21 protein-coding genes are annotated in these 26,736 nt (G+C 63.5%); 4 read left to right on the forward strand and 17 right to left on the reverse strand.

Annotated features, from left to right (window positions below; all coding sequences use genetic code 11):
* Position 1: 1 nt before the first annotated feature.
* Positions 2-1,618, reverse strand: a complete 1,617-nt coding sequence (locus CFE42_RS21415; RefSeq protein ID WP_052035698.1) for a bifunctional 3-(3-hydroxy-phenyl)propionate/3-hydroxycinnamic acid hydroxylase — start codon at positions 1,616-1,618, stop codon at positions 2-4.
* A gap of 209 nt (positions 1,619-1,827) precedes the next feature.
* Between CFE42_RS21415 and CFE42_RS21420 the strand changes: the two genes are divergently transcribed.
* The gene (locus CFE42_RS21420) at positions 1,828-2,583 is read left to right on the forward strand and encodes a TetR/AcrR family transcriptional regulator (RefSeq protein WP_024974128.1); all 756 of its coding nucleotides are present in this window, start codon (positions 1,828-1,830) and stop codon (positions 2,581-2,583) included.
* Positions 2,584-2,626: 43 nt separating this feature from the next.
* Here the strand turns inward: CFE42_RS21420 and CFE42_RS21425 are convergent, their stop codons facing one another.
* The 6 genes from CFE42_RS21425 to CFE42_RS21450 all read right to left on the reverse strand — a co-directional run bounded on the left by CFE42_RS21425 (position 2,627) and on the right by CFE42_RS21450 (position 12,174).
* Positions 2,627-3,322, reverse strand: coding sequence for a PqiC family protein (locus CFE42_RS21425; RefSeq protein ID WP_004634926.1), 696 nt, complete (start codon positions 3,320-3,322; stop codon positions 2,627-2,629).
* On the reverse strand, positions 3,322-4,917 hold the full coding sequence (locus tag CFE42_RS21430; RefSeq protein WP_004634928.1) for an MlaD family protein: 1,596 nt from the start codon (positions 4,915-4,917) through the stop codon (positions 3,322-3,324). Before CFE42_RS21430 ends, CFE42_RS21425 begins: the two co-directional genes overlap by 1 nt.
* Before the next feature lie 47 nt (positions 4,918-4,964).
* On the reverse strand, positions 4,965-6,290 hold the full coding sequence (locus tag CFE42_RS21435) for a paraquat-inducible protein A (protein WP_004634930.1): 1,326 nt from the start codon (positions 6,288-6,290) through the stop codon (positions 4,965-4,967).
* A gap of 87 nt (positions 6,291-6,377) precedes the next feature.
* Positions 6,378-7,841 carry an efflux transporter outer membrane subunit gene (locus CFE42_RS21440; protein WP_004634933.1) on the reverse strand — a complete coding sequence of 488 codons (1,464 nt, stop codon included), beginning with the start codon at positions 7,839-7,841 and terminating at the stop codon, positions 6,378-6,380.
* 2 nt (positions 7,842-7,843) lie between these two features.
* Positions 7,844-11,011, reverse strand: coding sequence for an efflux RND transporter permease subunit (locus CFE42_RS21445; RefSeq protein ID WP_004634934.1), 3,168 nt, complete (start codon positions 11,009-11,011; stop codon positions 7,844-7,846).
* A complete protein-coding gene (locus CFE42_RS21450; protein ID WP_037044792.1) occupies positions 11,008-12,174 on the reverse strand; it encodes an efflux RND transporter periplasmic adaptor subunit in 1,167 nt (388 codons plus the stop codon). Before CFE42_RS21450 ends, CFE42_RS21445 begins: the two co-directional genes overlap by 4 nt.
* A 362-nt stretch (positions 12,175-12,536) precedes the next feature.
* Here CFE42_RS21450 and CFE42_RS21455 point away from each other — a divergent pair, with 362 nt between their 5' ends.
* On the forward strand, positions 12,537-13,253 hold the full coding sequence (locus CFE42_RS21455; protein WP_004634939.1) for a TetR/AcrR family transcriptional regulator: 717 nt from the start codon (positions 12,537-12,539) through the stop codon (positions 13,251-13,253).
* Positions 13,254-13,286: 33 nt separating this feature from the next.
* Here CFE42_RS21455 and CFE42_RS21460 read toward each other — a convergent pair whose 3' ends face one another.
* The 7 genes from CFE42_RS21460 to CFE42_RS21490 all read right to left on the reverse strand — a co-directional run bounded on the left by CFE42_RS21460 (position 13,287) and on the right by CFE42_RS21490 (position 21,512).
* The gene (locus tag CFE42_RS21460) at positions 13,287-14,345 is read right to left on the reverse strand and encodes an AI-2E family transporter (RefSeq protein WP_080633402.1); all 1,059 of its coding nucleotides are present in this window, start codon (positions 14,343-14,345) and stop codon (positions 13,287-13,289) included.
* Positions 14,346-14,439: 94 nt separating this feature from the next.
* A complete protein-coding gene (locus CFE42_RS21465; protein ID WP_004634943.1) occupies positions 14,440-15,336 on the reverse strand; it encodes a LysR family transcriptional regulator in 897 nt (298 codons plus the stop codon).
* Between the two features lie 577 nt (positions 15,337-15,913).
* Positions 15,914-17,293: a sensor domain-containing diguanylate cyclase gene (locus CFE42_RS21470; RefSeq protein WP_004634945.1), complete on the reverse strand. Its 1,380-nt coding sequence runs from the start codon at positions 17,291-17,293 to the stop codon at positions 15,914-15,916.
* Between the two features lie 146 nt (positions 17,294-17,439).
* Positions 17,440-18,747, reverse strand: a complete 1,308-nt coding sequence (locus CFE42_RS21475; protein ID WP_004634946.1) for a DASH family cryptochrome — start codon at positions 18,745-18,747, stop codon at positions 17,440-17,442.
* A complete protein-coding gene (locus tag CFE42_RS21480) occupies positions 18,744-18,908 on the reverse strand; it encodes a DUF2256 domain-containing protein (protein WP_170816401.1) in 165 nt (54 codons plus the stop codon). Before CFE42_RS21480 ends, CFE42_RS21475 begins: the two co-directional genes overlap by 4 nt.
* Positions 18,909-18,916: 8 nt before the next feature.
* The gene (locus CFE42_RS21485; RefSeq protein WP_004634948.1) at positions 18,917-20,467 is read right to left on the reverse strand and encodes an FAD-binding domain-containing protein; all 1,551 of its coding nucleotides are present in this window, start codon (positions 20,465-20,467) and stop codon (positions 18,917-18,919) included.
* A 184-nt stretch (positions 20,468-20,651) separates the two neighbouring features.
* Positions 20,652-21,512, reverse strand: coding sequence for an alpha/beta hydrolase (locus CFE42_RS21490; protein ID WP_004634949.1), 861 nt, complete (start codon positions 21,510-21,512; stop codon positions 20,652-20,654).
* Between the two features lie 439 nt (positions 21,513-21,951).
* On the opposite strand from CFE42_RS21490, the gene CFE42_RS21495 reads away from it, so the two are divergent.
* Positions 21,952-22,611 carry a carbonic anhydrase gene (locus CFE42_RS21495; RefSeq protein WP_004634952.1) on the forward strand — a complete coding sequence of 220 codons (660 nt, stop codon included), beginning with the start codon at positions 21,952-21,954 and terminating at the stop codon, positions 22,609-22,611.
* Between the two features lie 84 nt (positions 22,612-22,695).
* Here the strand turns inward: CFE42_RS21495 and CFE42_RS21500 are convergent, their stop codons facing one another.
* The 3 genes from CFE42_RS21500 to CFE42_RS21510 all read right to left on the reverse strand — a co-directional run bounded on the left by CFE42_RS21500 (position 22,696) and on the right by CFE42_RS21510 (position 25,911).
* Positions 22,696-23,616, reverse strand: coding sequence for a TIGR01777 family oxidoreductase (locus tag CFE42_RS21500; RefSeq protein ID WP_004634953.1), 921 nt, complete (start codon positions 23,614-23,616; stop codon positions 22,696-22,698).
* A 34-nt stretch (positions 23,617-23,650) separates the two neighbouring features.
* A complete protein-coding gene (locus CFE42_RS21505) occupies positions 23,651-25,192 on the reverse strand; it encodes a cryptochrome/photolyase family protein (RefSeq protein ID WP_004634955.1) in 1,542 nt (513 codons plus the stop codon).
* A gap of 77 nt (positions 25,193-25,269) precedes the next feature.
* Entirely contained in the window at positions 25,270-25,911 is a 642-nt protein-coding gene (locus tag CFE42_RS21510) for a lipocalin family protein (protein WP_004634957.1), read from the reverse strand.
* 339 nt (positions 25,912-26,250) lie between these two features.
* Between CFE42_RS21510 and CFE42_RS21515 the strand changes: the two genes are divergently transcribed.
* Positions 26,251-26,730 carry a chalcone isomerase family protein gene (locus tag CFE42_RS21515; RefSeq protein ID WP_004634960.1) on the forward strand — a complete coding sequence of 160 codons (480 nt, stop codon included), beginning with the start codon at positions 26,251-26,253 and terminating at the stop codon, positions 26,728-26,730.
* Positions 26,731-26,736 lie beyond the last annotated feature (6 nt).

A 26,736-nucleotide genomic window follows, 5' to 3' on the forward strand; every position in this document is an offset into this window, starting at 1 on the left:
CTCAGGCGGATTGAACGGCGGCGGCAGTCGCGGGCACGGGCTCAGCTCGGCCGCCGAGCAGCGCCAGGCTCTCGTGAACGAGGCGGTCTACCTCGGCGGCTGGCCCGTCATGGACGACCGTGCGATCCGGGCGCACAACGGCCGCCCAGCCCACGGGCACCGCGTCGGGAAGGAACGTGCCGGTGAGGTCTTCCCAAACGCCGGGTACCCCACGGCGCAGAGGCTGCCCCCGATGCGCGATCCGAACGAACGTACCGCCCAGGCGTTCGAATGCCGCTGCCGTTGCGGGCTCCAGCGCGGCGCGGGCGTCGCAGCCGAAACCGATGAGCGTGTATCCGTGGCCGAGCACGTCGTCGCTCAGGCACATGTGGCCCTCCGCGTTCCTGACCCAGCCCTGCGGGATCACTCCACCGCGCATCAGCTTGGTGGACGAGCATCCTTTGACGAACAGTCCGGTCTTGAACGCGTTCTTCGGCTTGATGCGCAACTCCTCGAATTGCGAACGCAGGCCCGGCACCAGCCGCGTCAAGCGCATCAAGCCGTGCGTCAACAGCGCGATGGGCGCACTGCGCGGCATCACCAGCTTGCCCATGAACCGCGCGAGATTGATCATGGCTTTCGCGTGCGGGCGGCGCTCCTCGTCGTAGGTGTCTAGAATCTGCGCATCGGCCCGTCCTTGCAGCACCCAGGCCAGCTTCCAGCTCAGGTTGGCGGCGTCCCGCAGTCCTGCGACCAGCCCTTGGCCAACAAACGGCGGGGTGATGTGCGCCGCATCACCAACGAGGAACACCCGGCCAACGCTGAACCGGTCGACGGTTCTGGCATGAAAGCGATAGACCGCCTTGCGTTCGATCGTGATGCTGTCAACGTCCGTCCACGGTGCCAGCAGCTCGCGAATACGGCTGTCCGATTCCATGTCGTCGCGGCTCTCGCCTGGCTGGAGCATGAACTCCCAACGCTCGCGCGCGCCTGGGGCGACCATGTGCGGCGTGGGGCGCCGGTGGTCGCAGAGAAATTCAACATGGTCGATCGGCTTGGGGACATGACGCGCATCGACAATGAGCCAATCCTCCGCGTACGTCGTGCCCCGGAATTCCTGCCCGATCAGGTGGCGCACGAGCGAACTCGCCCCGTCTGCACCCACCAGGTAGCGAGCGCGGACCCGGTGTACCTGCCCGCACCCGATATCCAGCGAAGCCAGTACGCCATCCGGCTGATTCGTGATGCTGAGCAGCGTGGTGCCGAGCGCGACATGCACATCACCGTGCGCTGCCAGGCGTGCGCGCAGACAGCGCTCCAGATCGGGCTGATAGAACGTGACGAGCTTCGGATGGCCATCCAGGCTGCCCAGCGTGTTGACACGCCCGAATTCGCCCAGCCAGGGCGAATGCATCCGGACGTGGGGAATGGCCACCGTTTCGAAATCACCTTCGCTGATGCCTGCCTGTTGCAGGATCCGCAAGGCTTCGTTATCCAGCGCAATGGCACGCGGGGCCATATAGATGTCGGGGGCCTTGTCGATCGCCAACACGCTCACGCCATGACGCGCCAGCAGATTGGCCACCATGGCCCCGACGGGGCCAAGCCCCACGACAAGGATGTCTATCTGAGATGGCAACTCACCTGCCCCCTGAGGGCATGCGCCATCCGCGACGCGTGAACTGGCACGCGCATGTGCTTTTGTCTCCACCGCTACTCCGTTTCTTTGTCTACGCCTCAGTCAGGCTTCTTCCGCCTTTTTTTGACATTAAAGTCATGCCTGATGATTTTGTCAATATCGACATTCGAATCTATAATTCCGGCCACGACAAGGACCACCAGACCATCATGGCCACCACCGAGACTCGCCGAACTCCGAAGCGCTCCGTTGCGAAGACGCCTACCCCTGCGGCGCCGGCCGCCGACGAGCGGGAGCCCCGTGGCGCACGGCGTAAGCGGGAAACACGCGCACGGCTGCTGGATGCCGCACTCCGGCTCATGGCTGATCGGGGCATGGAGGGCGTGGCCATCAACGAAATTACCGAGGCGGCGGACGTTGGTTTCGGGTCGTTCTACAACCACTTCGAATCGAAGGAAGCCATCTACGCTGCGCTGGTGAGCGCAGTGTTTGAAGAGTTCGCCGATTCGCTCGACAAGCTGACGGAAGGGTTATCCGACCCGGCCGAAATCATTTCGGTATCGGTGCGGCATACGTTGGTCCGGGCGAGGCGCGAGCCTGTGTGGGGGCGCTTCCTCATTCGGGAGGGCTTCTCAGCGCGCGTGCTGACGCACGGCCTCGGCCAGCGCCTGCTGCGCGATATCGAGCGCGGCATCGCGGCAAAGCGGTTTGTCGTGGCGGATCCGTTTATCGGATTCCTGTCGGTCGGCGGCACTGTGCTAACCGCCGTCTCGGCTGAACTCAACTTTCTGGCGCCCGATGCGCCGGCCGCGAATATCGTCAAAGAGCTGGGTTTCTCGGGGGAGCATTTCCCCGAACGCACGGCAGCGGCGCTGCTCCAGACGCTGGGGCTCAAGCGCGCTGAAGCCGAAAAAGTGGCCGCCCGACCGCTGCCCGTTGTAGAGACAGCCGACAGCGCAAGCTGACCTGAGCGCCCGCGTTGCAGCGCGGGCGTCTAGGCGACCCCCCTTACTTGCCGACGGTACTGGTCGCCGAATCCAGGCAACCTGGCATCGGTCGCGCCACGTCTGCCGGTGCGGCGGCGTATGCCAGCAGCGCCTCGGCCATCTGCGAAGCCAGCGCCTTCAGCGCGCGCCGATGGCCCTCTACCACGCCGTCAATACCGGCGGATACGACCTCCTGGACGACGCTGCGGCACGTCAGCAGTTGTCGATCATCCGCGGTGCGCATCGTCCAGACAGCATCGATCAGGACGTGCGAGCCGCGCCAAGCATCAAACCGCTGTACATCCACGGCCACGCGGTAGACGGGCCGTCTCCCATCGTATGGAAGGCCGTGCAGGTCCATCGCGCGGATCTGCAACGCCAGCCCGGACGACAGCGCCGCACGAATCTCATCAGCCACGGGCGAAGCCCAGCGGTCCATTTCCAGGACATCGACCTGGCCTGAACCGGCCTGGACGACCAGCCGCCTGCCCGCCACCGACGGCGGAACACGTACCGCCACCACATCGACGAGATACGTTCGCACAGGTGCCTGTGCTGGTGCGGACACCGCAACGCCATCGGCATCGGCATCGGCATCGGCATCGGCATCGGCACCGAGCAAGCTATGAAAGCGCGCCGGCGGCGAGCTGCATGCCGCGAGCGCTGCGCAGGCAACCACGCCAGCAAGGGTGCGGCAAATTGGGAGCCACGACACCATCACCGCGCATCTCCTTTCTTGCCAAACAGCAGCGATTCCGGATGGCGTTCCAGATAGTCCGTCAGCGCATTGAGCGATTGAAGCGTGCGCGTCAGTTCCTGCATCGCCTCGTGCACATCCGACTGGAGCGGGGAATCCTGCCGCAAGGTTGCCTGCGCTGCGTTGAAGGTCTGCTGTGCAGACGCCAGTGTGTCCCGCGCCTGAGGCACCACTTCGGTATCCAGATGACCGAATAGGCGGTTTGCATTTTCGAGCGCGCCGTTCAGGTTGCTGCCGATCTTGTCGAACGGCACCTGGTTGAGCTTCTTCGCGATGTCGGCAAGCTGCACCTGCAATTCATCAAGCGAGTTCGGAACCGTCGGCAACTCCACCGGCGACCGATGGACATCGACCGTCGCACGCGGTGCCTTGGGGAACATGTCGAGCGCAACGTACAACTGACCCGTCAGCAGGTTGCCCATGCGAAGCTGCCCACGCAGCCCCTGCATGACCAAGTGCTGCAGCATTTGATGACCGCCCGGCGTGTCGGGCGCAGGAAGCGAGGTGTTGCTGCGCCGGCTGAGCCGCGACGGATACAGCGCCATCACAACACGCATGCTGAACGTTTTCGCCGCCTCGTCGTACTCGATGCCGATGTCGGTGACGTTGCCCAATGCAATGCCGCGCAAATCCACAGGTGCGCCGACAGACAGGCCGCGCAGCGACTGGTTGAATCGCATGACCACAGTCAGCGGCGCACCGTCGGGCTCGCGCATCGCATCCGCTTCATCGGACGCCAACTGAAACACGGTGCTGTCGGGCGGCGGTGGCCCATCCGCCTGGCCCTGCGGCGACTGAAACGCCAGCCCGCCGACCATGACGGTGGCCAGCGACTGCGTATTCAGCTTCAGGCCGCTGGAATCGAGCCGGAGGTCGACCCCACTGGCATGCCACCAGCGCGTGTTGGTCCCGACGTATTTGTCGTAGGGTGCGTTGACGAAGACTTTCACCTGCACGCCCCCGCCCTGCTTGTCCAACGCAAAGCCCACCACTTGCCCCACTTGCAGATGGCGATAGAAGACCGGCGCGCCGATATCGACGGAACCGAGCGAATCGCCGTGCAGCGAGAACTGGCGTCCCTGCTGATCCGTGGTGACGGAAGGCGGACTCTCCAGCCCCACGAACTGGGTCTGGCTGTCTTTGGAATGCCCAATATCCACGCCGATATACGCGCCGGAAAGCAACGTGCCCAGCCCGGATATGCCGCTCGCGCCCACACGCGGTCGGACCACCCAAAACCGGGTGTCCCTGGCCGCAAAGCGCTCGGCTTCGCGCGCCAGTTGGATCTTCACCGTCACGCGTTTCAGATCCGGGGTGAGCGAGATGGCTTGTATCGTGCCGATCTCGACGTCCTTGTACTTCACTTTGGTCTTGCCTGCCTCAAGGCCCTCGGCATTGGAAAAGGTGACGGTCACGACAGGGCCTTTCTCGGCGATGGTCTTGGCAACCAGCGCAAGCCCGATCAACGCCGCGATCAGGGGCACGAGCCACACAATGGAAGGAAGCCAACGCCGTGGAGGCGTGATTTCGGGAAGAGGTAGATCGATAGGACGCATTGCTTACAAGGAAGAGAAGGCGGACGGACGGTGTGCGCGAGACCCGCTCAGGAATCGTCGTGCGCGGGTGCTTCGTCGGGGATCGGATCCCAGATAAGCCGGGGGTCGAATTGCATGGAGGCGATCATCGTCAGGATCACCACAGCGCCAAAAGCCAGTGCCCCCGGGCCCGCGGTGATGACAGCGAAGGAGCCGAAGTGCACCAGTGCAACCGTGAGCGCCACCACGAACACATCGAGCATCGACCACCTGCCGATGCGTTCGACGAGGCGATAAAGCCGTGTCCTCTCGTGCGGACGCCATGTCGAGCGCCGGCGTGCTGCGAATACCAGCACCGCAAGAATGGCGAGCTTGAGCATCGGCACCACCACGCTTGCAATAAAGACGACCGCAGCGAGGCCCCAGTCGCCGGAGGTCCAGAAGTACGCCACCCCGCTCAGGATCGTGTCGTCTTCCGAGCGCCCGAGTGAGGTGCTGTGCATCACCGGTAGCAGGTTGGCCGGGATGTACAGCAGCGCGGCAGCCAGGAGCAATGCGGCAGTCCGCGAAACGCTGGCCGGGCGGCGTTCGTGCAGGGCCGTATGGCAACGACGGCACTGCGGATGCGACCCGACGCCATCCCGCTGTTGCACGCTGCCGCACGTGTGGCAGACCACCAGCCCCGCCTGCTTTGCGGAGACGGCCTTGAGCGAGTCCGCCACGACCGGTTCTTTCAACGACCAGCCAGTTCGCAGTTCGCCAGACGGCGCTGCGCCATCCCCACCCTCAATCTCGTCGCACGCATGCCAGAGCCTGTGCGGATCGAAGCGCGAAACCAGCGCCAGCAGCACCGTCAACGCGCCGAATGCAAACAGGCCTGCACCGGGAATCACGCGCGCGAGGCTGATCATCTTGACCGTCGTGACCAGCACGCCGAGCATGAACACTTCGATCATTCCCCAAGGGCGAAGCCATTGGAGAAAGCGGATGACGAGGCGAAATCCGGGCGGCACACTGCCCGCGCGCAACGGAAGCAACACGTAAAGCAACGCGAGCAATTCCATCGAGGGAAAAGGCGTGGTGGTGAAAAACACGACCGCAGCCACGACGCCCATGTGCCCCGCCCAAAGTGAGGACACCGCGTCAAACAACGTGGCTTGCGACGTCATCCCCTGGGCCTTGAGGGCAATGATCGGGAAGCACTGCGCGATCACCAGCGTAATGAGCGCAGCCACCGCCATCACAGCTGCGTTGTCGAGGGTCGGCCGGGCGAGATGGGCGCTACTCAGGTCGCTCGCACAACGCGAGCATCGGACGTTCAAGCCTTCCAACGGCGGCGGCCGCCGAAACACGCGGTCGCACTCATGGCAGGCAATCAGGTGGGTGGATTCCATGGGCGTGGACGGAGCCAATCGGCATTGCGGGCGAAGCACGGCACTCCACGCGAGTCGCGTGGAGGCCGAGCCCATCCAAAGGCAATGTCAGTCCTTGGCGATCGTCTGGACAGTGTTTGCGGGCAGTTCACCCATGGCCTGCAGCAAGGCAGCCGTGTCGCTCATGCGCCGGCTGGTCGCACGCACGGTGTCGAGTTGCGCGTTCAGGTACTGCAGCTCGCTCGACTGCTCGGCAGATGCGGGCAGCGCGCCCAAGCGGCGGCGCGAGGCGGTCTCGTTGAAGGCCGTACGCGCAGCCGTCGAAGCGACTTCTGCTGAAGCGAGCGTCTGTGCATCGTTCTCCAGCGCGGCGAGCGTGTCGGCAACGTTTTCAAATGCCGACAAGACCGCAGACTTGTACTGCAGTACCGTTGCGTCATACAGCTCGAGCGTGGCGCGGCGGTGCGCCATCAAAGCGCCGCCGTGGAAGATCGGCTGACTCAGCCCGGCGCCCACGGCCCACAAGCCGCCCGCCCCCGACAGCAGCGCAGGCCAGCTCAACCCACCCCGACCAAGCGAGGCTGTGAGTGACAGGCTCGGGAAAAGCTGTGCGGTGGCCTCGCCTGCGTCTGCAGACGCTGCCCTGACCGCAGCAGCGGCGGCGCGGATATCGGGCCGGGCACGGAGCAGATCCGAGGGTACGGCCACAGGCACCTGGTTCGGCAGCGAAAGGCTGCTGAACTCGGGTACCGCCGGCGCTGCATCCGGTGTGCGGCCCAGCAACACGGCCAACGCGTGGATCGACACCGCACGCTGTTGGCGCAACTGCGGCAGCGTCGCCGCCAGCGATGCGGCGCTCTGCGTCGATGCCAGCGCCTGCACATGCGAGAGCGCCCCCAGCTCGTACCGCCGCTGGCTATCTCGCGCCGTCGCGTCTGCCACGACAACAAGACGTTCGGTCAAGGCGATCTGCTGGTCCAGCGCGGCCGCGTTGATCACGGCGCCGACAATATTCGCCGCGAGGGCACGCCGTGCTGCCTCCAGTTCGCAGCCACGCACATCTACCCGCGCCGCGCTCGCGGCATTGGCATAGCGCGTGGCACCGAACAGGTCGAAGGTGTAATGCGCCTGCAACTGGCCAACAAACACGTTGTAGCGCAGCGCTTCGGGGCCCACGCCCGTGAAGTTTGGCGTGCGCTGGCGTGCGGCTTGCGCCCCAGCGTCCAGGGACGGCAATGTTGACGCCCCCACCTGTGCACGCAGTTCCTCCTGGGCGGCGGACAAGGTCTTCTGCGTTGCAGCCAGCGTGGGGTTATTGCGCAGTCCTTCTTCCACCAACGCGTTCAGCGCATCGGAGCGATAGAGCTTCCACCATTGCGGCACCGGCGCGGCGCCCACATCAAACTGCTGGGCAAGGCCAGCCGCTTCCACCGTCTTGGCGGGCTGCGAGGTCATGCCGTAATGGTCCGGCGACGGCGTGGCAGGCGGCACGGCGGTAGGCGCCAGGGAACACGCCGTGAGAGCGAGCACCGACGTCGCCGCAAGCGCATACGTCATACGAGAGCGTTTCATGATCAATTCTCCAGGGCTGCAGTGCCGGCCGGAGGCACTTCCCGTTCGTCCGGGCGCACCTTGAAACACGCGGCATACAGCGCCGGCAGGAAAAAGATGGTCAGGACCGTGGCGATGGTGATACCTCCCATCAGCGCGGTGGCCATCGGCCCGAAGAAGCCCGAGCGCAGCAGCGGGATCAGCGCCAGCACGGCGGCAGCGGCCGTCAACATGATGGGCCGGAAGCGCCGCACCGTTGCGCCGATGATGGCGTCGAAGCGCTTTTGGCCCGCCGCGATGTCCTGGTCGATCTGGTCCACCAGAATCACGGAGTTGCGCATGATGATCCCGAACATGGCGATCACCCCGAGCAGCGCCACGAACCCGAATGGCTTGCCGAACAGCAGCAGCGCCGTCACCACGCCAATCAGCCCCAGCGGAGCGGTCAACACGACAATGAACGTGCGCGAGAAGCTCTTGAGCTGGATCATCAGCAGCGTCAGCACGGCAATGATCATCAGGGGCATCTCGGCATTGATCGACGTCTGGCCCTTCACGCTCTCTTCCACCGCGCCGCCAATCTGGATGCGATAGCCCACCGGCAGCTTGGCGCGTTCTGCGGCCAGGGCCTGATCGACGTCACGCGTCACGCCGATGCCCTGCGCGTTGCCGCGCACGTCTGCCTGCACCGTGATGGTCGGCTGGCGATCGCGTTCCCAGATCACGCCGTACTCGAGCTTGTTCTGCACATGCCCAATCGCACCGAGCGGAACCGGGCCGTTGGGCGTCGGCATGGCCAGGCCGGCGAGCTTGGCGGGGTCGACACGTTCCGTCTTCGGTGCACGCAGATCGACGTTGATCAGCTTGTCACGTTCGCGATACTGCGTGACCGTGTAGCCGGACAGCGTCATGGCGAGGAAGTTGGAGACATCCTCCGACGTCACCCCAAGTTGGCGCGCCTTGATCTGGTCGATCTCGAACGACATCGAACGTTCTGCCGGTTCATCCCAGTCGAACTGCACGTTCTGGGTGCGCGCATCCGCACGGACCTTCTCGGCCACCTTGTCAGCGATGTTGCGCACGGTGGCAATGTTGTCGCCGCTCACACGGAACTTGATCGGGAAGCCCACGGGCGGGCCGTTCTCGAGTTGGGCCACACGGGTGCGAACGCCGGAGAAATCCTTCTCAAGCGTGGCGCTGAGCCAGCGCGAGAGCGCATCGCGTTCTTCAACGTTCTTGGCCGTGATCACGAACTGGGCGAAGTTCGGCTGCTGAAGCTGCTGGTCCAGCGGCAGATAGAAGCGCGGGGCGCCGGTGCCGACGTAATCGACAAAGTGTTCGATCTCTTTTCGGCCATCCAGGGCTTTCTCCAGACGTTTTGCCTCGCGCAGCGTGGCGTCAAACGACGCCCCTTCCGGCAAGCGAAGGTCCACCAGCAGTTCGGGCCGTTCCGAGTTCGGGAAGAACTGCTGGGGCACAAGGGTGAAAGCTGCCATGGCCAGCGCAAACAGCAAGGCAGTCACACCCAGGACCGCCCATCGGCGCCCGATGCAGAACGAGATCCACCCCGACAGGCGCTGATAAAAGCCGGTGTTGTAGATATCGTGGTCATGGCCATGTTCAGAAGCGCCGTTCTTGTGCTCGGGCAGCATGTGATAGCCCAGCAGCGGTACCAGGACCACGGCAGCAAACCACGAAACGATCAGCGAGATGGCCGACACCTCGAAGATCGAGCGCGTGTACTCGCCCGTGCTCGACTTGGCCAGCGCGATCGGGAGGAAGCCGGACACCGTCACCAGCGTGCCAGTCAACATCGGGAATGCCGTGCTCGAGTAGGCGAAAGCAGCGGCGCGCAAGCGGCTCCATCCCTGCTCCAGCTTCACGGCCATCATCTCGACGGCAATGATCGCGTCATCAACAAGCAAGCCGAGTGCAAGCACGAGTGTGCCTAGCGAAACCTTGTCCAAACCAATACCGAACATGTGCATGCACAGCGCCGTGATGGCCAGCACGATCGGGATGGAGATCACTACCACCATGCCGGTGCGCAGGCCCAACGACACAAGGCTGACCACCAGAACAATCGCCACGGCTTCACCAACCGACCTCACGAACTCGTCCACCGAGTGCTTGACGGCATGCGGCATGCTGGAAACCGCAGACAGCTTCAGCCCTGCCGGCAGCGTCGCCTGCAGTTCGCCCGCCGTGGCGTCGAGGGCTTTGCCGAGGTCGATCACATCGCCGCCCTTCTGCATCGTCACGCCAATGCCAAGCACTGCACGGCCGTTGGTGCGCATCTGCGTCACGGGCGGGTCGTCATAGCCGCGGGTGATCTTGGCGATATCGCCCAGCCGGAAGGTCCGCTTGTTCACGGTGATCAACATGTCGGACAGCGCCTGCACATCCTTGAACGCGCCGGTCGGTCGTACGAATACGCGGTCATCGGCGGTCGTGATCGTGCCGACCGGTGCCACGGTGTTCTGTGCGTCGATGGCCTGTGCGATCTGCTGCGGCGTGATGGCGAGCCGGGTCAGTTGCGCATTGGAGATTTCGATGAAGACGTGCTCGGCCGGATCACCGAAGTAGTCCACCTTGGCGACGCCCGGCACGCGCAGCAGGACGGTGCGCAGCTTGTCTGCATAGTCATGCAGTTGTGCCGGCGAGAAGCCGTCGCCTTCGAGCGCATAGATGTTGGTGTAGACATCACCGAACTCATCGTTGAAGAACGGCCCGACCGTGCCCTTGGGCAACGTTGCACGGATGTCGCCCACTTTCTTTCGCACCTGATACCAGGTCTCCGGCACGTCCTTGACTGGGGCGGCGTCCTTCATGGCGAAGAAGATCATCGACTCGCCGGGGCGCGAATAGCTCTTGATGTTGTCGACATACGGTGCAGCCTGAAGCTGGCGCCCGATGCGGTCGGTAATTTGCTCCTGGACTTCGCGCGCAGTTGCACCCGGCCAGTATGTCTGGATCACCATTGTCCGGAAGGTGAACGGCGGATCTTCAGACTGAGCAAGATGCGTGTAGCCAATGACGCCAAAAAGCGTCGCCAGGCCGATCAGGAAGATCACAAGCTGCTGGTGGCGTAGGGCCCAGGCCGACAAGTTGAAGCCGCCCTCGTCCGCCTGAGATGCAGACGCCGTAACCGGGGCCGTGCCTCGCACGGTTTCGCGATCATCGGCGCTCATGATGCAAAGTCCTCAGGGTGCAGCGGGGCAACTACTTGTACGTGTTGACCGGCGTTGACGGCGTGCACGCCCTGCATCACTACGCGATCACCATCGTGCAAGCCGGAAGCGACCAGCACGCTGCGCTCGTCGTAACGCGCGATGGTGACGGGGCGCAATTCCAAGGTATCTGTGTTCGCGCGCACCACCCAGACCGCAGGCTCTTCGCCACGGTGAAAGAGTGCGGTGACGGGCAGCTTGAACGGGCGCGAGGCTCCCGCCTCGCCCGTGGCATCGAAAGCGATATTGGCGGTCATGCCCATGCGCACCGCTGCGTTTGGCGCCACGAGCGACAGCTTGACGCGCCACGTACGGCTTTGCGGATCGGCCGTGGGCGATACCTCGCGCACGCGCGCCTCGAAGCTTTGCGAAGGCGCGGCGGGGAGGCTCACGCGAGCCTTGCTTCCGACGGTCAGCGAGGACAGCGCGCTCTCCGGTGCATCGCAAACGATGTCGACGTCACCCGTCCAATCGAGGTGATAGATCGATTGACCCGCCTGGACATTCTGGCCGGTGTCCGCATCTTCCGAGGTGATGACGCCATCGTGGTCGGCCACCAGCGTTGCGTAGCGCAGGCGATCGCCAACGAGTGCGGCCTGTGCCCGCGCGGAATCGCGTTGCGCAAGCGCGGATGCGTAGGCGTCCTGCGTCTGCTCCATCTGCGCCGGCGCAATCAGGTTCGCCTGCGATTGCGCGCGGTCGCGGTCGAGTTGTTGCTTGGCGAAGACGAGCCGGTGTTCAGCGGCTTCCAGTTGCGCCCGTGCATTGGCGAGGTCGTTGCGCAGATCCGCCTGGTCGAGCATCGCCAGCACCTGACCTTGCTTGACGGTATCGCCGATGCGCACGCGGCGCTCGACCACTTTGCCGGCAACACGGAACGACAGCGGCGTGGAGTACCGCGCCTGCACCTGCCCCGGCAGTGTGTTGGCGACGGCGTTGCCGTCCGGGTGCAGCGTCAGCGCAACGACCGGCTTGGGCGCGCTGACCAGGGTTTCGCTGTGGTGGCAGCCTGCGAGCAGCACAGCGCAGCAGGCGGCAATGACAAGAGGCGCTCGTTTGGAACGCCCGACGACGGACAGGTGTGGGCGCGCTGTCGTTTGCGCATGACGACCAGGATGTTTCACGATGTTTCCAAGCAAGTGATGGCCTAACGAACAATGGGTAACGCACATCCCGCAGCCGCGCTTCTTCTGCGCGGTCGGCTCTCGGGCTACGCGTCACGGAACTCGGATGTCGGGTACGCGAGTCGCCTGTCTCCACGGCGTTCAGGAACCACTTCTCGGCGAATGGCTGCACTCAGCCGGCAAGCAACGGCGGACGGCTCTCTGGCCTTTTTCGCCGGGGGCTTGCCCCATCACCGCGTCCTAACTCAGGGCGCATCACCCTGATCGACCCTACATTTCGACATTAAACTCATCACTGATATTATTGTCAACTATGACGCAAGACACTATCATCCTCGAGGAGAACACCATTCCAGACCCCTATGCGGAACCTCACGAATCGCGTGGCAGAAGGCTGCCGCGAGCGGCGCGGCACCCGGCGCAAACAGGAAACACGGGCACGTCTGCTTCACGCGGCGCTGTTGCTGCTGTCTGAGCGGAACATTGAGCGCGTCGCCATCAACGAGATCACCGAAGCCGCCGATGTGGGCTTCGGCTCGTTCTACAACCACTTCGAATCGAAGGAAGGGCTCTTTGCCGCCGTGATCGACTGGGCGTTTGAGGACTTTGCTGACAAGCTGGATGCCATTGCGCATGGCCTGACCGATCCGGCCGAGGTCATCGCTATCGCGGTCCGTCACACGTTGCTGCGGGCGCAGCGCGAACCGGCCTGGGGCCGGCTGCTGATGCGCGAAGGCGTGTCTACACGCGCCCTGACGCGCGGCCTGGGCTTGCGCCTGCTACGCGACAGCAAGCGCGGGCTTGCCGTCAAGCGCTTTGTGGTGGCCGATCCGCTGACCAGCGTGCTTTCTGTGATTGGGACAGTGCTCGCCGGTGTTGCGGCCGAGCTGCACTTTACGGCGGCACCGGCGGTTCCCGGGCGCAGCCGTCAGACGGCTGCGGTTCGCGTCGAGCATTTGGCCGAACGTGCGGCCGTCTTCGTACTCCAGGCACTGGGCGTCAAGCGTGCTGAAGCGGAAAGAATCGCGCAACTGCCGCTACCGGAAGTCAGGGACGGTAACGCGGCAGCCGCCATGTGAGCCCTCGCGCTGTCTGGCGAGGGCGCGCATCGATCAGGCGTGATAGAGCTCGCTCGCCAGATAGCGGTGGCGCAATTCCCGTAGCGCGGCTGCAAGAACGGCGCTGGCAGGCAAAGCCAGCAGCACGCCAAAGAATCCGAACAGGTGACCGAACGCCAGCAACGCAAAGATCACGGCCAACGGGTGCAAGCCAATGCGCTCGCCAATCAATCGCGGCGTGAGGAAGACGTTTTCTAGGATCTGGCCCAGGCCATACACCACAGCAACGGCGCCGATGCCGTAAAGATCGCCAAACTGAAGCACGGCGGCCAACACGGCAAGCGCAAGGCCAGCGGCAAATCCGACATAGGGAATGAACACCGCCAAGCCCGTAAACAACCCCAGCGGCAAGGCAATCTCGAAGCCGGCCAGCGTCAATGCGATGGGGTAAAACGCGGCCAACACGACCATCACCAAAAGCTGCCCGCGCAGGTATTGCGACAGCATCCGATCAATGTCGATGACGAACGCCTGCGTCTTGGCAAGCCACCGACGGGGGACAAGGCTTTCCATACGCCGAAACATCTGGTGGCGGTCGTAAAGCAGATAGAACAGCACCAGCGGAACCAGCACCACGTTGCCCACGACGGTCAACATCGCGTTGCCGCTTGTGCGCAGGTATTGCCAGATGGCAATGGCGGAGTTGCCTTCACCACCATAGCGCGGTCCGGCCAGCAGATCGCGCAAATGTGGCAGATCCAGGTCAACGCCAAGCCCGAAAACGGCCAGCTTCGGCTGCAACCAGGCATTCAGCGTGGCGAGCAGCGCAGGAATTTTCGCCTGGAGTTGCGGACCTTCGGTCTGGACGACGGCGAACATCAGCGTGACGAGCAGCGCCGCCATCGCGGCAAAGCACAGGATCATCGCCAACGCGGCGATCCAGCGGGGCAATCCCCGACGCGCCAGCCACTCCACCCCCGGCTGCAACATGTAGGCGATCAGCGCGCCCAGCAGGAACGGGGTCAACACCGGCCGCAGTGCCCACATGAGGACACCGATTGCAAGCGCGACAAGGCCCCACAGCCAGGCCTGGCGGCGTATCAGAGCGGACACCAGTGTTCTCGATAGACGCGCGCTACCCTGGGGATGGACGTTGCACCGTTCGCAATGGGAAGCGGCGCTCACCCGAGAAGACGGAACCCGCAACTCATTTCTCCTCAAAGTACGCGACAGCGTGGTCAATAAATGCCCTGACTCTGGCGGGAACCATCGTTCGGCTCATGTAAGCGAGGCGCACCTCCGCTGCGGTATCCAGGATTTCATGATCGCCAAGCAATCGGACGAGGCGCCCTTCTCGCAGATCGTCTTCAACCAGCGCCAATGGCAACAGCCCCATGCCGAGTCCGGCGAGTACGACTTCACGGTTGAATGCCGCGTTGTTCGAGGTGATTTCGTACCGTAGTGGAACCACGAGCGGCGCGCCGTCCGCGCGGAACGTCACGATGGGCTTATGCACGGAAGGCGGTACGGTGACGAAGACGTGATCAGACAGATCGACCGGGTGAGACGGGCGCACATGCGATTCCAAGTAGTTGGGTCCAGCGACGATTGCCAAAGGCAAGCGCTGCAGCATGCGAGTCACGGCCAAATCGGTTGCCAGCATGAAGGGCAATACCAAGCCGATGTCATAGCCCTCGGTCGCAAGGTCGACCACGCCCTCCGCCAACGTCACATCCACCATGAGGTTTGGATGCATCCGCTTGAAGGACGAGACCAGTGGGGCCAGCCACGCAGACGTTGCCGACGTATGGGCGACCAGCCGCAGTACGCCCACAGGGAGATGGCCTTGGCTGCGGGCATCAGATTCAAGGCAGTCCAGATCGTCGAGCACACGGCAGCATCCGTCATAAAACCTGTGCGCTGCGTCCGTCAGCGAGAACTGCTTTGTCGAGCGGTGGAACAGGCGCGCCCCAAGCCGCTCTTCCAGGGAAGTGATCGCTCTTGAAACGACGGCCGGCGATACCCCAAGCATCTGCCCCGCCCGTCTGAAGTTTCTGACCTCAACGATCGTACGAAAGAGCCGCAAGCTCTCGAAATGATCCATATGCACCTCGAACAAGGCTCGCAGATACGGCGCACGTTGACGCGGCAGCTAAAACCCATGCGCTATTGAACGCGCTCAACTCCATAGCAGCCGGCGTTCTCGACCCCGGTTCCATCGCTAGCATGCGTAATTTAGTCATATCTGATACTAATGTCAATTATGACATACGAAGCCAAAAAAGAGGTGGCTGCTTCCCGAGGAGTGTGTGGCCAGAAGGTGGATGAGATGAAGGCCGCTCGCCGACTGCGACGAGGGGCCTATGCGGGCTGATAAAGGCTTGTCCCGCCTGGCCTCGACAGACTTTTGCAAATTTCGCGCGGGCTGCGGAGCCAAACTGAAGAGGCTCGACAGACTTGCCGCCCTCTTTTTAGGCACCACGATTCTCTATAAATCAATGAGTTAGAACGCCTCTTCCCGACAGACTTTATTTTTACGGATCACGCGCCGTGCAATCGCTGATGCCGCGAGCCGAGACGTCGGTTATGCATCGCATTCCACGCAGGACCGATTCGCGTCAGGGCGCGCCAAGCATGTTGTGGGGAAAGTCCCGAATGGGTGGCCCTGCCGCGAGACCGCGCTAGCGCACCATCACCGCATTCCTGCCCGCGCGTTTTGCGTCGTAGAGGGCCATATCGGCTTGCATCAGTGCTTCAGATGTCGCGTCTGCGACCGGCGCGTGATCTGCGGACGGGGCGTAGGCAGCCACGCCAATGCTGACGGTCACGACACCGCGAACGGAGGGCGCAGGCAGGGCGGCCTGTTCGACCGCGCGACGCACCTGCTCGGCGATGACCTTGGCGCGTGAACGCTCAGTGTCTGCCAACAAAACGACAAACTCTTCGCCGCCATAGCGCGCCACCAAGTCGGTCGGGCGCTTTCCCGCAACGCGCGAGAGGATGTTGGCAACCTCGACAAGACATGCGTCGCCCCTGCCATGCCCGTATGTGTCGTTGATCTGCTTGAAATGGTCGATGTCGATCATGAGCACCGACAGCGGTTGCCCCGTACGCCGCGCGCGTTTCGATTCGGCCGCCCAGCATCTGTCGAATGCTTGACGATTGCCGACCTGCGTCAGACCGTCCAGCAACGACTGCCGCTCAAGCCTGTGATTCGCAGCCATCAGCGCCCGATATAGCCGTGTGAAATCCGCAATCAGCATCGACAGTACAACCGCCGAGGACACCACACTGAGCAGCCGTGCCGCGTACCATCCCAGCGTATAACGAGCGCCACCATGCAGGGTCAACAACGAGTCGGCCAAGCCGACAGCAAGCGCCACAGTGACCCAGACATCCACCGAGCGCCGGAGTCTGGTCAGCGCCAGATAGCCCGCAAGCGCAATGATGTTCGATCCGATCACGGGAACACCCAGGATGCGAACGAGGCTGACGTATGTCCCGCCCTGGATGAGCGGCGGTAAATAGTCGGTGCCCCAGATACAAATCGGCACCACGGCCGCTGCTGAAATCGGTCCCACCCACGGCAATGTTCGCAACGCCAGCGTGAGCAGAGGGCTCGAGCGTCCGCGTTCATGGCAATACCGGCTCAGCGCCGCGAGCAGCAGCAACAGGGGATATCCGGAATGCCAGAAGGTCCATAGCCACACCGCGGATTGAGGGCCGGCTCCGAGCAGACCGTCGGCACTGAATATGCCCGGGAACGTGGGCAATTGTGCAGCCGCCAGAAATGCCGCAAAAAAGTAGGCCCCGGCGAGCGCCCCATAAAAAGGCGTCTGGGCAAGGCGGGCGCGCTGAAACAGCAAGTAGCCGGTCAGCCCTTCACTGAGGACGACCACCGTCAGGAACATGGGAAGAAACGGCCTGACCTCCGGCAACGCGCCTCGCGCATTACTGAAGACGATTACAGCCACGGCAACAATCATGGCGATGATCAGCGCGGCTGTGAGAATCTCGGTTCGCGAAGGCCGACCACTTTCCAGTTGTACTGCTTCAGTCATGTCGTGCTAACTCGGGGTGTCGATGTGAATAATCGACGCGACATGCGCAGTCTTTAGCCCGTGCGCTGCCTGGGTGATCTCCAGCTCATGTCCGGACCCGTCGTTCCCGGCCGGCGCTTGCGTTCCGGGGCGTTGGACGCCGCGCACTATCGCGCCGCCCATAGATGGAGATAAGACCCATCGGGGTCGTATTCGGAGGCCTGCTTGCGGACGTTGAACCGCCTGCCACCACGTGGGTCTGTGCCGCGCCCCGCGATATACAGCCAATTGCCCTGATTGCTGTAAACGTCGTAGTCGACGAGTTGGGATTCGAACCACGCGGCACCGGCACGCCAGTCGCCTCGCAGCTCATGCACGAGGTAGCTGGCGACCACCTGTCTGAGCCTGTTGCTGAGGTAGCCGGTGGTCTCCAGCTCGCGCATCGCGGCATCGACTAGCGGCTCGCCGGTCGATGCATGACGCCAGCGCTCGAAGCCCTGCACATCTCGGCGCTCGGCGTGCTGCCGCACATCAGCGAGACCGCGCGCGCGGTACAGCCGAGACCCATGCTTGAGATGCAGAAAGCGGAAATAGTCTCGCCACAGCAGCTCGAACCAAAGCCAGTAGCTCCCGTCGCTCTGCCCGTGTGACTGTTCGAACTGCTGCAGCTCTGCCATCACACGTCGGGGCGACAACGCACCGGTGGCCAGCCACGGCGACCATTTGCTCGAGAAGTCCAGACCAGCCAAGGCGTTGCGCGTGCGCTTGTACGTGTGAGGCAACTTGCGCTGCAGGTATCTGGCCAGGTGCCGAAGCCCCGCCGTCTCCCCTCCATCAAACTCCGGCGTGCCGTACGGAAACGACGTGCGCGAATCCGCCGACAGCGTTTCGTTTGCAACGTGGGCCGGCGCGCGCAGCAGCCCGGGTGGAATGATGACGCCCGAGGGCCATGGCGGAAGGTGGGTTGGCGGTGGCAGAGGCGTCGAAGGTGCAATCCGCGCTTGTTCGAGCGCTTGCCTGAATGTTGTGAAAACAGCCGGCAGCGATTGAACCGGCCACGGCAGCGCGAGCGGATCGATCAGGCTACTCTGCCAGACGGTCTGCACGTGCAAACCCGCGCTTCGCACTTCGGCCACGTCTGCCTGCTCGTACGGCGCGGCGATGTCTTCGCAAAACACAGCGCTGGCGCCCACGGCATGCGCCAATGCGGGCAGAACCTTCCCAGGCGGCCCGTAGCACTCGACCAACCGGTTGCCAAGATCGACCAACTGGCGGCTCAGATTGCGGAGCGCCGCCGCAAGTACGGCCCGGCGGTGAACACCCACACGTGCGAAGCCCCACGGCGTTTGCGCTTCGTAGTCGGCATGGCAGTAGACCGGGACGAGGTGCGTGGCCCCGCTCTCGCACGCGGCACGCAGTGCCGGCTGGTCGTGCAGTCGCAGATCGCTGCGGAACCAGAACAACACGGTCCTCAACGCGCCTCTCCATGCTGTGCCCTGCCCTGCTTGCCTTGTCTGCGACAACGTTCCGAGCAGTACTTCACCGCATCCCAGTCCCGCGCCCATTTTTTGCGCCAGGTGAATGACAAGCCGCAGTGCATGCAGCGCTTGTCCGGCAGGTTCAGCTTCTTGTGCATCGGCGCATTCAAAAGTCGAGACTGAGTTGCGAATGCGCGGACGCATTCTCACGTGGGTTGCTGACACGGTCACGGCGCAAGCGCGAAGCGTGCCTCTTTACGATGGCCTCGTTGGCGACGTGAACTTCCGGCCGCGCACGCAACGCATGGACGCGCATCTTGGCCTGCCGCGTTGCTGCCACAAGGTCGACCAGCGGAACGGGGATGTCTTCGCCCACCCGCACACCGCAGCGCGCCTGCACATCGGGCGGCATGCGCCAAGGCTGCAAGAGCCAAGCATCGGGCACGCGGCGCAGGGCCGGCAGCCAGCGCCTGACAAACCGGCCATGCGGGTCCTGGTCTTGCGCCTGCTTGATCGGGTTGTAGACGCGCGTGGTGTTAATGCCGGTGGTGCCGGCTTGCATCTGCATCTGGCTCCAGTGAATTCCCGGCTCGTAATCGATGAACTGCCGGGCCAGCCAAACGCCCACCGGCCGCCAATGCAGCCATAGCGGGTAGGAAGCCACGGAGACAAGCATGGCCCGCATGCGAAAGTTGATCCATCCGGTCTCTCTCAGCATGGCAACACAGGCGTCCACCATCGGCCAGCCGGTGCGCCCGGCGACCAGGGCGGCAAAGTGGGTTGCGTTCCATGCGTCTTCGCGCAGGCCGTCGTAGCCGCGGTGCAGATTGCGGAACTCGATGGCGGGTTCGGATTCCAGCTTCTGGATGAAGTGGCAATGCCAATGCAGGCGGCTGACAAACGCAGCCAGCCCCTTACGCTGCCACACCGCATCCTCGTCTGTGCTGGCCCTGAGCTGGAGCACGCGTTGCTCGGTGGCCTGTACCACTTCGCGCATGCCGAGGCATCCGTATGCCAGGTAAGGAGACAGACGTGAGCAGGCGCTCGGCGCCGTCAAAGGCGAAGAGATGCCGCCCCGATAGTTCCGGCTTCGCTCGAACAGGAAATCGCGCAGCACCTCGCTGCCGCGCGCGCGTCCACCGCGCTGGCGGCGAGGTGGGGCATGTGTATCCAAGCCGAGGGCCTCGCACCCAGGCCAGTCCATCGCCGGCCATGGCAGCATGACATCGCTAAGGGCGCCCACCCCGGGCGCAGGCACGCAGGGCGCGTACATATGTTCCGCCCAGCGATCGTGCCAGAGGTCCCGCGTCGGCAAGCGCCGCACCACGCCGTGCTGGGGCCACTCGCGCCAGGTTACGCCGTGATCGAGGCACCAGCGTGCGACGGCCTTGTCGCGCGCGAACGTATGACCGTTGCCGGTTTCCTCGTGAGACACCAGGTGACTGAAGGCCGCGGCCGCATGCAGCCGCCCGAATACCTCCGTCACTTCGCCCACGGCGACCTGCAACCGTGCGCCGCATGCACGCAGTTGCTGCGCAAGATCGTGCAGGCATTCCTGGATAAAGAGATAGTGCTGGGATGCGGCGTCCGGCTGCGCCCACAGGCTTGGCTCGATGACGTACAAACACAAGACTTTTCCCCGGCGCGCGGCGTGGACCAGCGGGGCGTGGTCGTGCACCCGCAGGTCGCGCTTGAACCAGACGATGGTGTAGCTCATTGATCTTCAGCGGCTTGCAGCGCGGCTTGATCGCGTCGCCTGAGTATAAGGACGCCGGGTCCCGCAATGAACGACCCACCGCGCTGGCCGAGCACGAATTTCCAACGCATTACCAATTCAAATCGCCCCGCCACGTCGTTGAAAAACGTTTCGTGATCTGGCGAGGCGAAGCTCCAAATTACGCTCAGGCGTTGGCCACAAAGCGCGCCACATCTGAAAGCACAGGCCCGAGAAACTGCAGCGGCGAGGCCAGTGCGGCCACGAGTGTTTTATGGTCCAGGCGCGGGTAGACCTTGAGTTCCACGGGGTGCCGATACTCGGTCAGGCGTTCGGCGAGTGAAAGCGTATTTCGCCGGACATCCACATATGCATCGTGCTCGCCGGTGAGCAGCAACGCCGGGGGCAACCAATCCTGGCGCACGTGGAACAACGGCTGGCTATCCGCTGTTTCATTCGGATGGTTGAACACGGGCCGCACGTCGGCCGCTTGAATCGGCAGGAAGTTGTAAGGACCGGCCATGCCGATCCAGCCCGACAGCGTTTCAATGCGCAAACCCTGCATCGCCAACCAGCGGCTGTCGGTTGCCAGCATCGCGGCGTTGTAGGCGCCTGCGCTGTGCCCGGCAACGAACAAGCGCGCGTCGGCATAGCCCTGCCGATCCAGCCACCGTCGGGCGAAGGCCGTGGCGGCGGCACAGTCAAGCAGGAAGTCCGGATAGCGCACCTCGGGATACAGCCTGTAGTCAGCAACCATTGCGATCGACCCAGCCGCGGCCAACGCTTCGCCAACGAACGCGTAATCCTTGCGGTCGCCCTCTCGCCACGATCCGCCGTAGAAGAAAACAACCGCCCGGGGCGGCCCTTCCATCGGGCGAACCGGCCGGTAGACGTCCAGCCTTTGCCGCGGATGTGCGCCGTAGGGCAGGCCAAGCGCCGGCACACTTGCGTCGGACGTAGACACGGCGTTGAGAACATCCAGGGCCGAACACCCTGCCAGGCTCGCCAACGCGGTTGCCATCCATGCTCGACGGGTCACGCCACGCATCGGCATCCTCCATGCGGCACCAAAGCCGGGCGAACGCGCAGATGGCGGTCAGTGCCGCCCATGCTCGATGGGATATGGATCAAGTGGAAGCGCATACAGTTTCAGGTCAAGGCAAGACGTTCGACCGTATACGCGCGTTTTCGGGGGTTGGATGCGCTGTCCTGAATGGATCGGCCAACTGCATGATCCATCGGCATGTGGCGGTGCCACACGGTAGACCGCCCTGACCGAGACGGCCCGTGCCGGCGTATCGCACGACCAGGTAAGAAGAACACGCATACATCGACCTCGCCGCCTCCATCGGCGTATCACCTTCATGGCCCTGCAATCCGTATGGACCCGTTTTTCTTCCGCTCGATATCGACGACAATAGCGGCTGTGCCGGTGCGTTGGTCCCGATGACCGCGCCGGCATCCAACCATTGAACGGGAAAAACGCCATGCGCGACATCATTGACGGTTTCCTGCGCTTTCAGCGCGACATCTATCCGCAACGGGTAGAGCTTTTCAAACAACTTGCGACATCACAGAACCCCAAGGCGCTGTTCGTGACCTGCTCGGACAGCCGCGTCGTTCCAGAACTGCTGACACAACGCGAACCCGGTGAGCTGTTTGTCATCCGCAACGCGGGCAACATCGTGCCGTCGTATGGCCCGGAGCCGGGCGGCGTTTCGGCCACAGTCGAATATGCCGTTGCGGTGCTGGGCGTGCAGGACATCGTGATCTGCGGCCACTCCGACTGCGGTGCGATGGGCGCCATCTCGCGCTGCACCTGTCTTGACCACCTGCCGGCCGTGGCCAACTGGCTGCGCCACTCAGACGCCGCCAAGGTCATCAACGCAGCGCATACGTTCGACTCGCCCCGAGCCAAGCTGGACGGCCTCGTTCGTGAAAACGTGATCGCACAGCTTGCCAACCTGCGCACGCACCCGTCGGTTGCGCTCGCCCTCGAGCAAGGCCGCATGAACCTGCATGGCTGGGTGTATGACATCGAGAGAGGCAGCATCGACGCGCTGGATGGATCGACGCGCCGCTTTGTGCCGCTTGCGGAATCCCCCACCACGGTGGCGGTCACGTCACGCAGCCAGCGGCAAGGCTGACGAGCACGGCCGGGGCCTTCGAGCTCCGGTCGCTCCCTGCCACGCGGCGGGTGTAGTTCCCGCCGCTCAATATCAATCTGCGGGTTACCGGGTAACGGGATGCTTATCCTGCACCAGCAGACCCGCCAGCGCGTCCTCCAGGTTCGGAAAGCGAAAGCGATAGCCGGTCTCCAAGGCCCGCCGCGGTTGCAGACGCTGACTGCCCAGCAGCAACACTGACATTTCGCCCAGCGCCATTCGCAATACCCAGGCAGGAACCGACAGGAACATCGGCCTGCGCAGGGTCGCCGCCAGCGTGCTGGCAAAGTCTGCGTTTCTGACGAGGTCCGGTGCGCACGCATTGAAGGCGCCCCAGCAATCGGCGTGGTGCAAAAGGAAATCGATCAGACCGACCACGTCGTCAAGATGAATCCACGGCATCCATTGACGCCCATTGCCGAGCCGACCGCCAAGCCCCATGCTGAATGGCAGACGCAGCCTGGGCAACATGCCGCCGTCGCTTGCAAACACGGGCGCGGTGCGCAGTAACACGACACGCATGCCGAGCGCCTCGGCACGGCGCGCTTCCTCCTCCCACGCGACGCAGAGTTGACTGCCAAAGTCGTCCTTGCCAGCGCGGCTGTCTTCATCCAGGGGCTCCTGCCCCCGATCGCCATACCAGCCGGTGGCTGATCCGGAAATCAGCACGCGAGGCGGCTGCTCGCAATGGCCGAGCCAATCCACGAGTTCCCGGGTCAGATCGACGCGGCTGCGCCATAGAAGCTCTCGTCGAGCCGCGCTCCACGGGCGATCGGCAATCGGCGCGCCCGCCAGATTGATGACCGCATCCAATGGCGCAGCACCGTCCAGCTCTCGCAGCGTTGCAACGCCGCGCGCACCGGCACACAGCCGCGCCACGCGTTCAGGCGTACGGCTCCAGACAACCAGATCGTGCCCCTGCGCTTGCCAGTGGCGGCACAGGGCCCGCCCGATCAATCCGGTGCCTCCAGTCAGCAAGACGCGCACGATGGGGCGACCTCCTTATTGCGGTTCAACACTGTCATAACGCCTCGAGCCTTGCGCGCACTTCTTCGGCGCGCTTGCGCAGGGCGTCGCGCTCTTCGGGTTCCATCTTGGCGAGTTGTCGATACACCATCGACAGCCGCGGGTTACGGCCGAACACTTCACTGTGGCGCGCAAAGAAATCCCAGTACAACGCGTTGTATGGGCATGCGCGCTCACCGACACGCTGCTTGCTGTCGTAGTGGCAGCCCTTGCAGTAATCGCTCATGCGGGAAAGATAAGCGGCACTGCTGACATACGGCTTGGTGGCAATGCGGCCGCCGTCTGCCCATTGGCTCATGCCCACCGTATTCGGCAGCTCCACCCATTCGAATGCGTCGATGTACACGCCGAGGTACCAGCGGTGCACCTCGTCGGGTGCGATTCCCGCCAGCAAGGCGAAGTTGCCGATCACCATGAGGCGTTGAATGTGATGGGCATGGGCCGTTTGCAACGATTGGCCGATGGCGAGTTGCAGGCAGCGCATCTGCGTCTTTCCGCTCCAGAACCAGGATGGGAGCGGCGCATCGTGGTTCAGCACGTTGCACGAAGCGTATCCGGGCATCTGCGCCCAGTAGATGCCGCGTACATATTCGCGCCAGCCCAGAATCTGGCGGATAAACCCCTCCACGGCAGGCAATGGCGCCCTGCCATGCCGATACGCTGCCTCGGCGCGATCGATCACCTCGCGCGGATTCAGCATCTTCACGTTGAGGGAAAAGGACAGCAACGAGTGGAACAACCGCTGGTGGCTGCTGCTCATGGCGTCTTCAAAATCGCCAAAGTGCGGCAGCACCTGCTCGACAAATGCGTCCAGGCAGGCCAGCGCCTCGGTGCGGTTCAGGGGCCACCGGAATGCCCCGGCCTGCGGGTTGCCGAACGACTTCACACCGCTGCGCTCAACGGTTTCCCACAACGCCCGGTGGTCATGCACAGGACGCGCGTCGGCAGGCTCGGGGGGCGAGCCGCGCCAAGGCTTGCGGTTGTCATGATCGAAATTCCACTGCCCACTTTCCGGCGCCCCCGTGCCGTCGAGCAGCACGCCAAAACGACGTCGCATCTCGCGATAAAACCGCTCCATCAGCCACTGCTTGCGGCCTTCAAACATGGCAGCCAGCTCATGCCTGCCCGTCAGGAAGTGTTCGGTATCGACTTCGCTCGTCGACAGCGACTGCGCTTCGCCCCAACGACGCAACTGTTCATCCAGGCGCCACTCGTCCGGAGATTGCCATTCGACCCGCTCGGCGCCGTAGTGCCTGGCGAGCGCCGCGAGATTCTCGGTCACGGACTGGCGGTTGCTTTCATCGTCGATCGCCACATACCGCACGCGGTGACCCGCCGCCCGAAGACCGCGCGCAAAGTCGCGCATGGCTGCAAAGATGGCGAGGATCTTTTGCGCGTGGTGCAGCACGTAATCGGTTTCTTGCCGCACCTCCATCAGCACGTAGACCACGTGCGCGTCCGCGTCCGCAAACCATGAATGCTGCGGGTTGAGCTGATCGCCCAGCACCAGCCGAAGAATCTTGGCGCTCTGGTTCATGTCATTGTTCGGTGGCACATGGCGCCACGGCTTTGCGCCGCGTGCTCGCTTTCGGTCGTGTGCATACGCCCTCGCCGCTACTGAGACGGATCCTGCCGCCCATGGGATACCGAGATGAGCGCGTTTGTATCAATGCCCAGCGCACGTGCACGCGCGAGGATCGCCTCGCGCTGCGCGGGTTCGAGTTGCTTGTCCCGCGTCAACACCCAGCAGTAGCTGCGGTCCGGCCCGACAACCAGCGCCCAGCGATAGCCCGGATCGAGCGCCGCCACGTGATAGCCGCCGTAGAACGGACCGAAGAAGGACACCTTCAACGAGCCGGTATCGTGGCTGCCAACGAACAGCGCTTTGCCGACCGCCTCGCGCCACTCGCTCTTCGCAGGATCGAAGCCACGATTGACCACACGCACACTGCCGTCGGGTTGGAGCTGGTACGTGGCCGACACGTCGGTCAAGCCTCGCTCGAACGAGTGATCGAGCCGTGCCTGCTCGTACCAGCGCCCCTGATACCGTTGAAGATCAAACGGCGTAACAGCAGTGATGCCTTCGGGCGGGCTCGTCGGCACACAGCCTGCCAGAAGCGTCGCGCCCGCGAGTAGCGGCACCAGCCATTGCAGGCACGCACGCACTGCACGCACTGCACGCACTGCACGCACTGCACGCACTGCACGCAACCCATGCTTCGCGAGTTGAAACGTGTATGTCAACGCATCTGCCATTCAATTCCTCCCAACCTGAATGCCGCCCATGCCGACATGAAACGCTGCACGACGCAGCGCGTCAACGGATTGCAACAGAACTACCGGCGCATTCCCGCCAATGAACAGGCTTTGCGTTGGCAAATTCGTCTACACCAGATCAATCCTGCTATCGACCGGTGTGAGCCGTGAGCACGATTTGCATCGAGAAAATTTCGTATCAGCGTTTCCGCGTCAGAGGCTCTGTCAGTAGACTTGTCAAGCAGTTTGTTCAACGCTTGACCACACGCACGCCCTCGCAATATGCCTGCCAAACGCGTTCACGCCGCCCGAGCCCTGGTCCTTGTTCTGTCCTCCATCATGAGCGTCGGCGCCTGGGCGGACTGCCGCGACACCGTGCCCGCGCCGCAGCTGTCAGGCAAGGGAGCGCTGTGCCTGCTGGGGTTCTGTCTATACGATGCGCAGTTGTGGAGCGCTGAACTCCCGCCCAGCTATGACGCGCCCTTTGCACTGGAGGTGACGTACCGGCGAGCGATCGAGCGAAGCCGCCTCATCGACACCGCCATCGACGAAATCCGGCGGCTCCAGAGCCCCGTCCCGCCCGACGACACCCTCGCGCAATGGCAGCGCGCAATGACGCCCGCCTTCCCCGATGTCAAACCCGGCGACACTTTGTGCGGCGTGTACCTGCCCGGCCGCGGAGCACGCTTCTACGCAAATGGACAACTGACGACCGAGGTGAGCGATCCCGTCTTCGCGCGTGCCTTTTTCGATATCTGGCTGGCACCCGGCACGCGCGCTCCGTCCTTGCGTCGTCACCTTCTGGGCAAGTCACGTTGATGCGCA

Source organism: Ralstonia sp. PBBBR1 (genome assembly GCF_002256165.1).
Lineage (GTDB): Bacteria > Pseudomonadota > Gammaproteobacteria > Burkholderiales > Burkholderiaceae > Ralstonia > Ralstonia thomasii.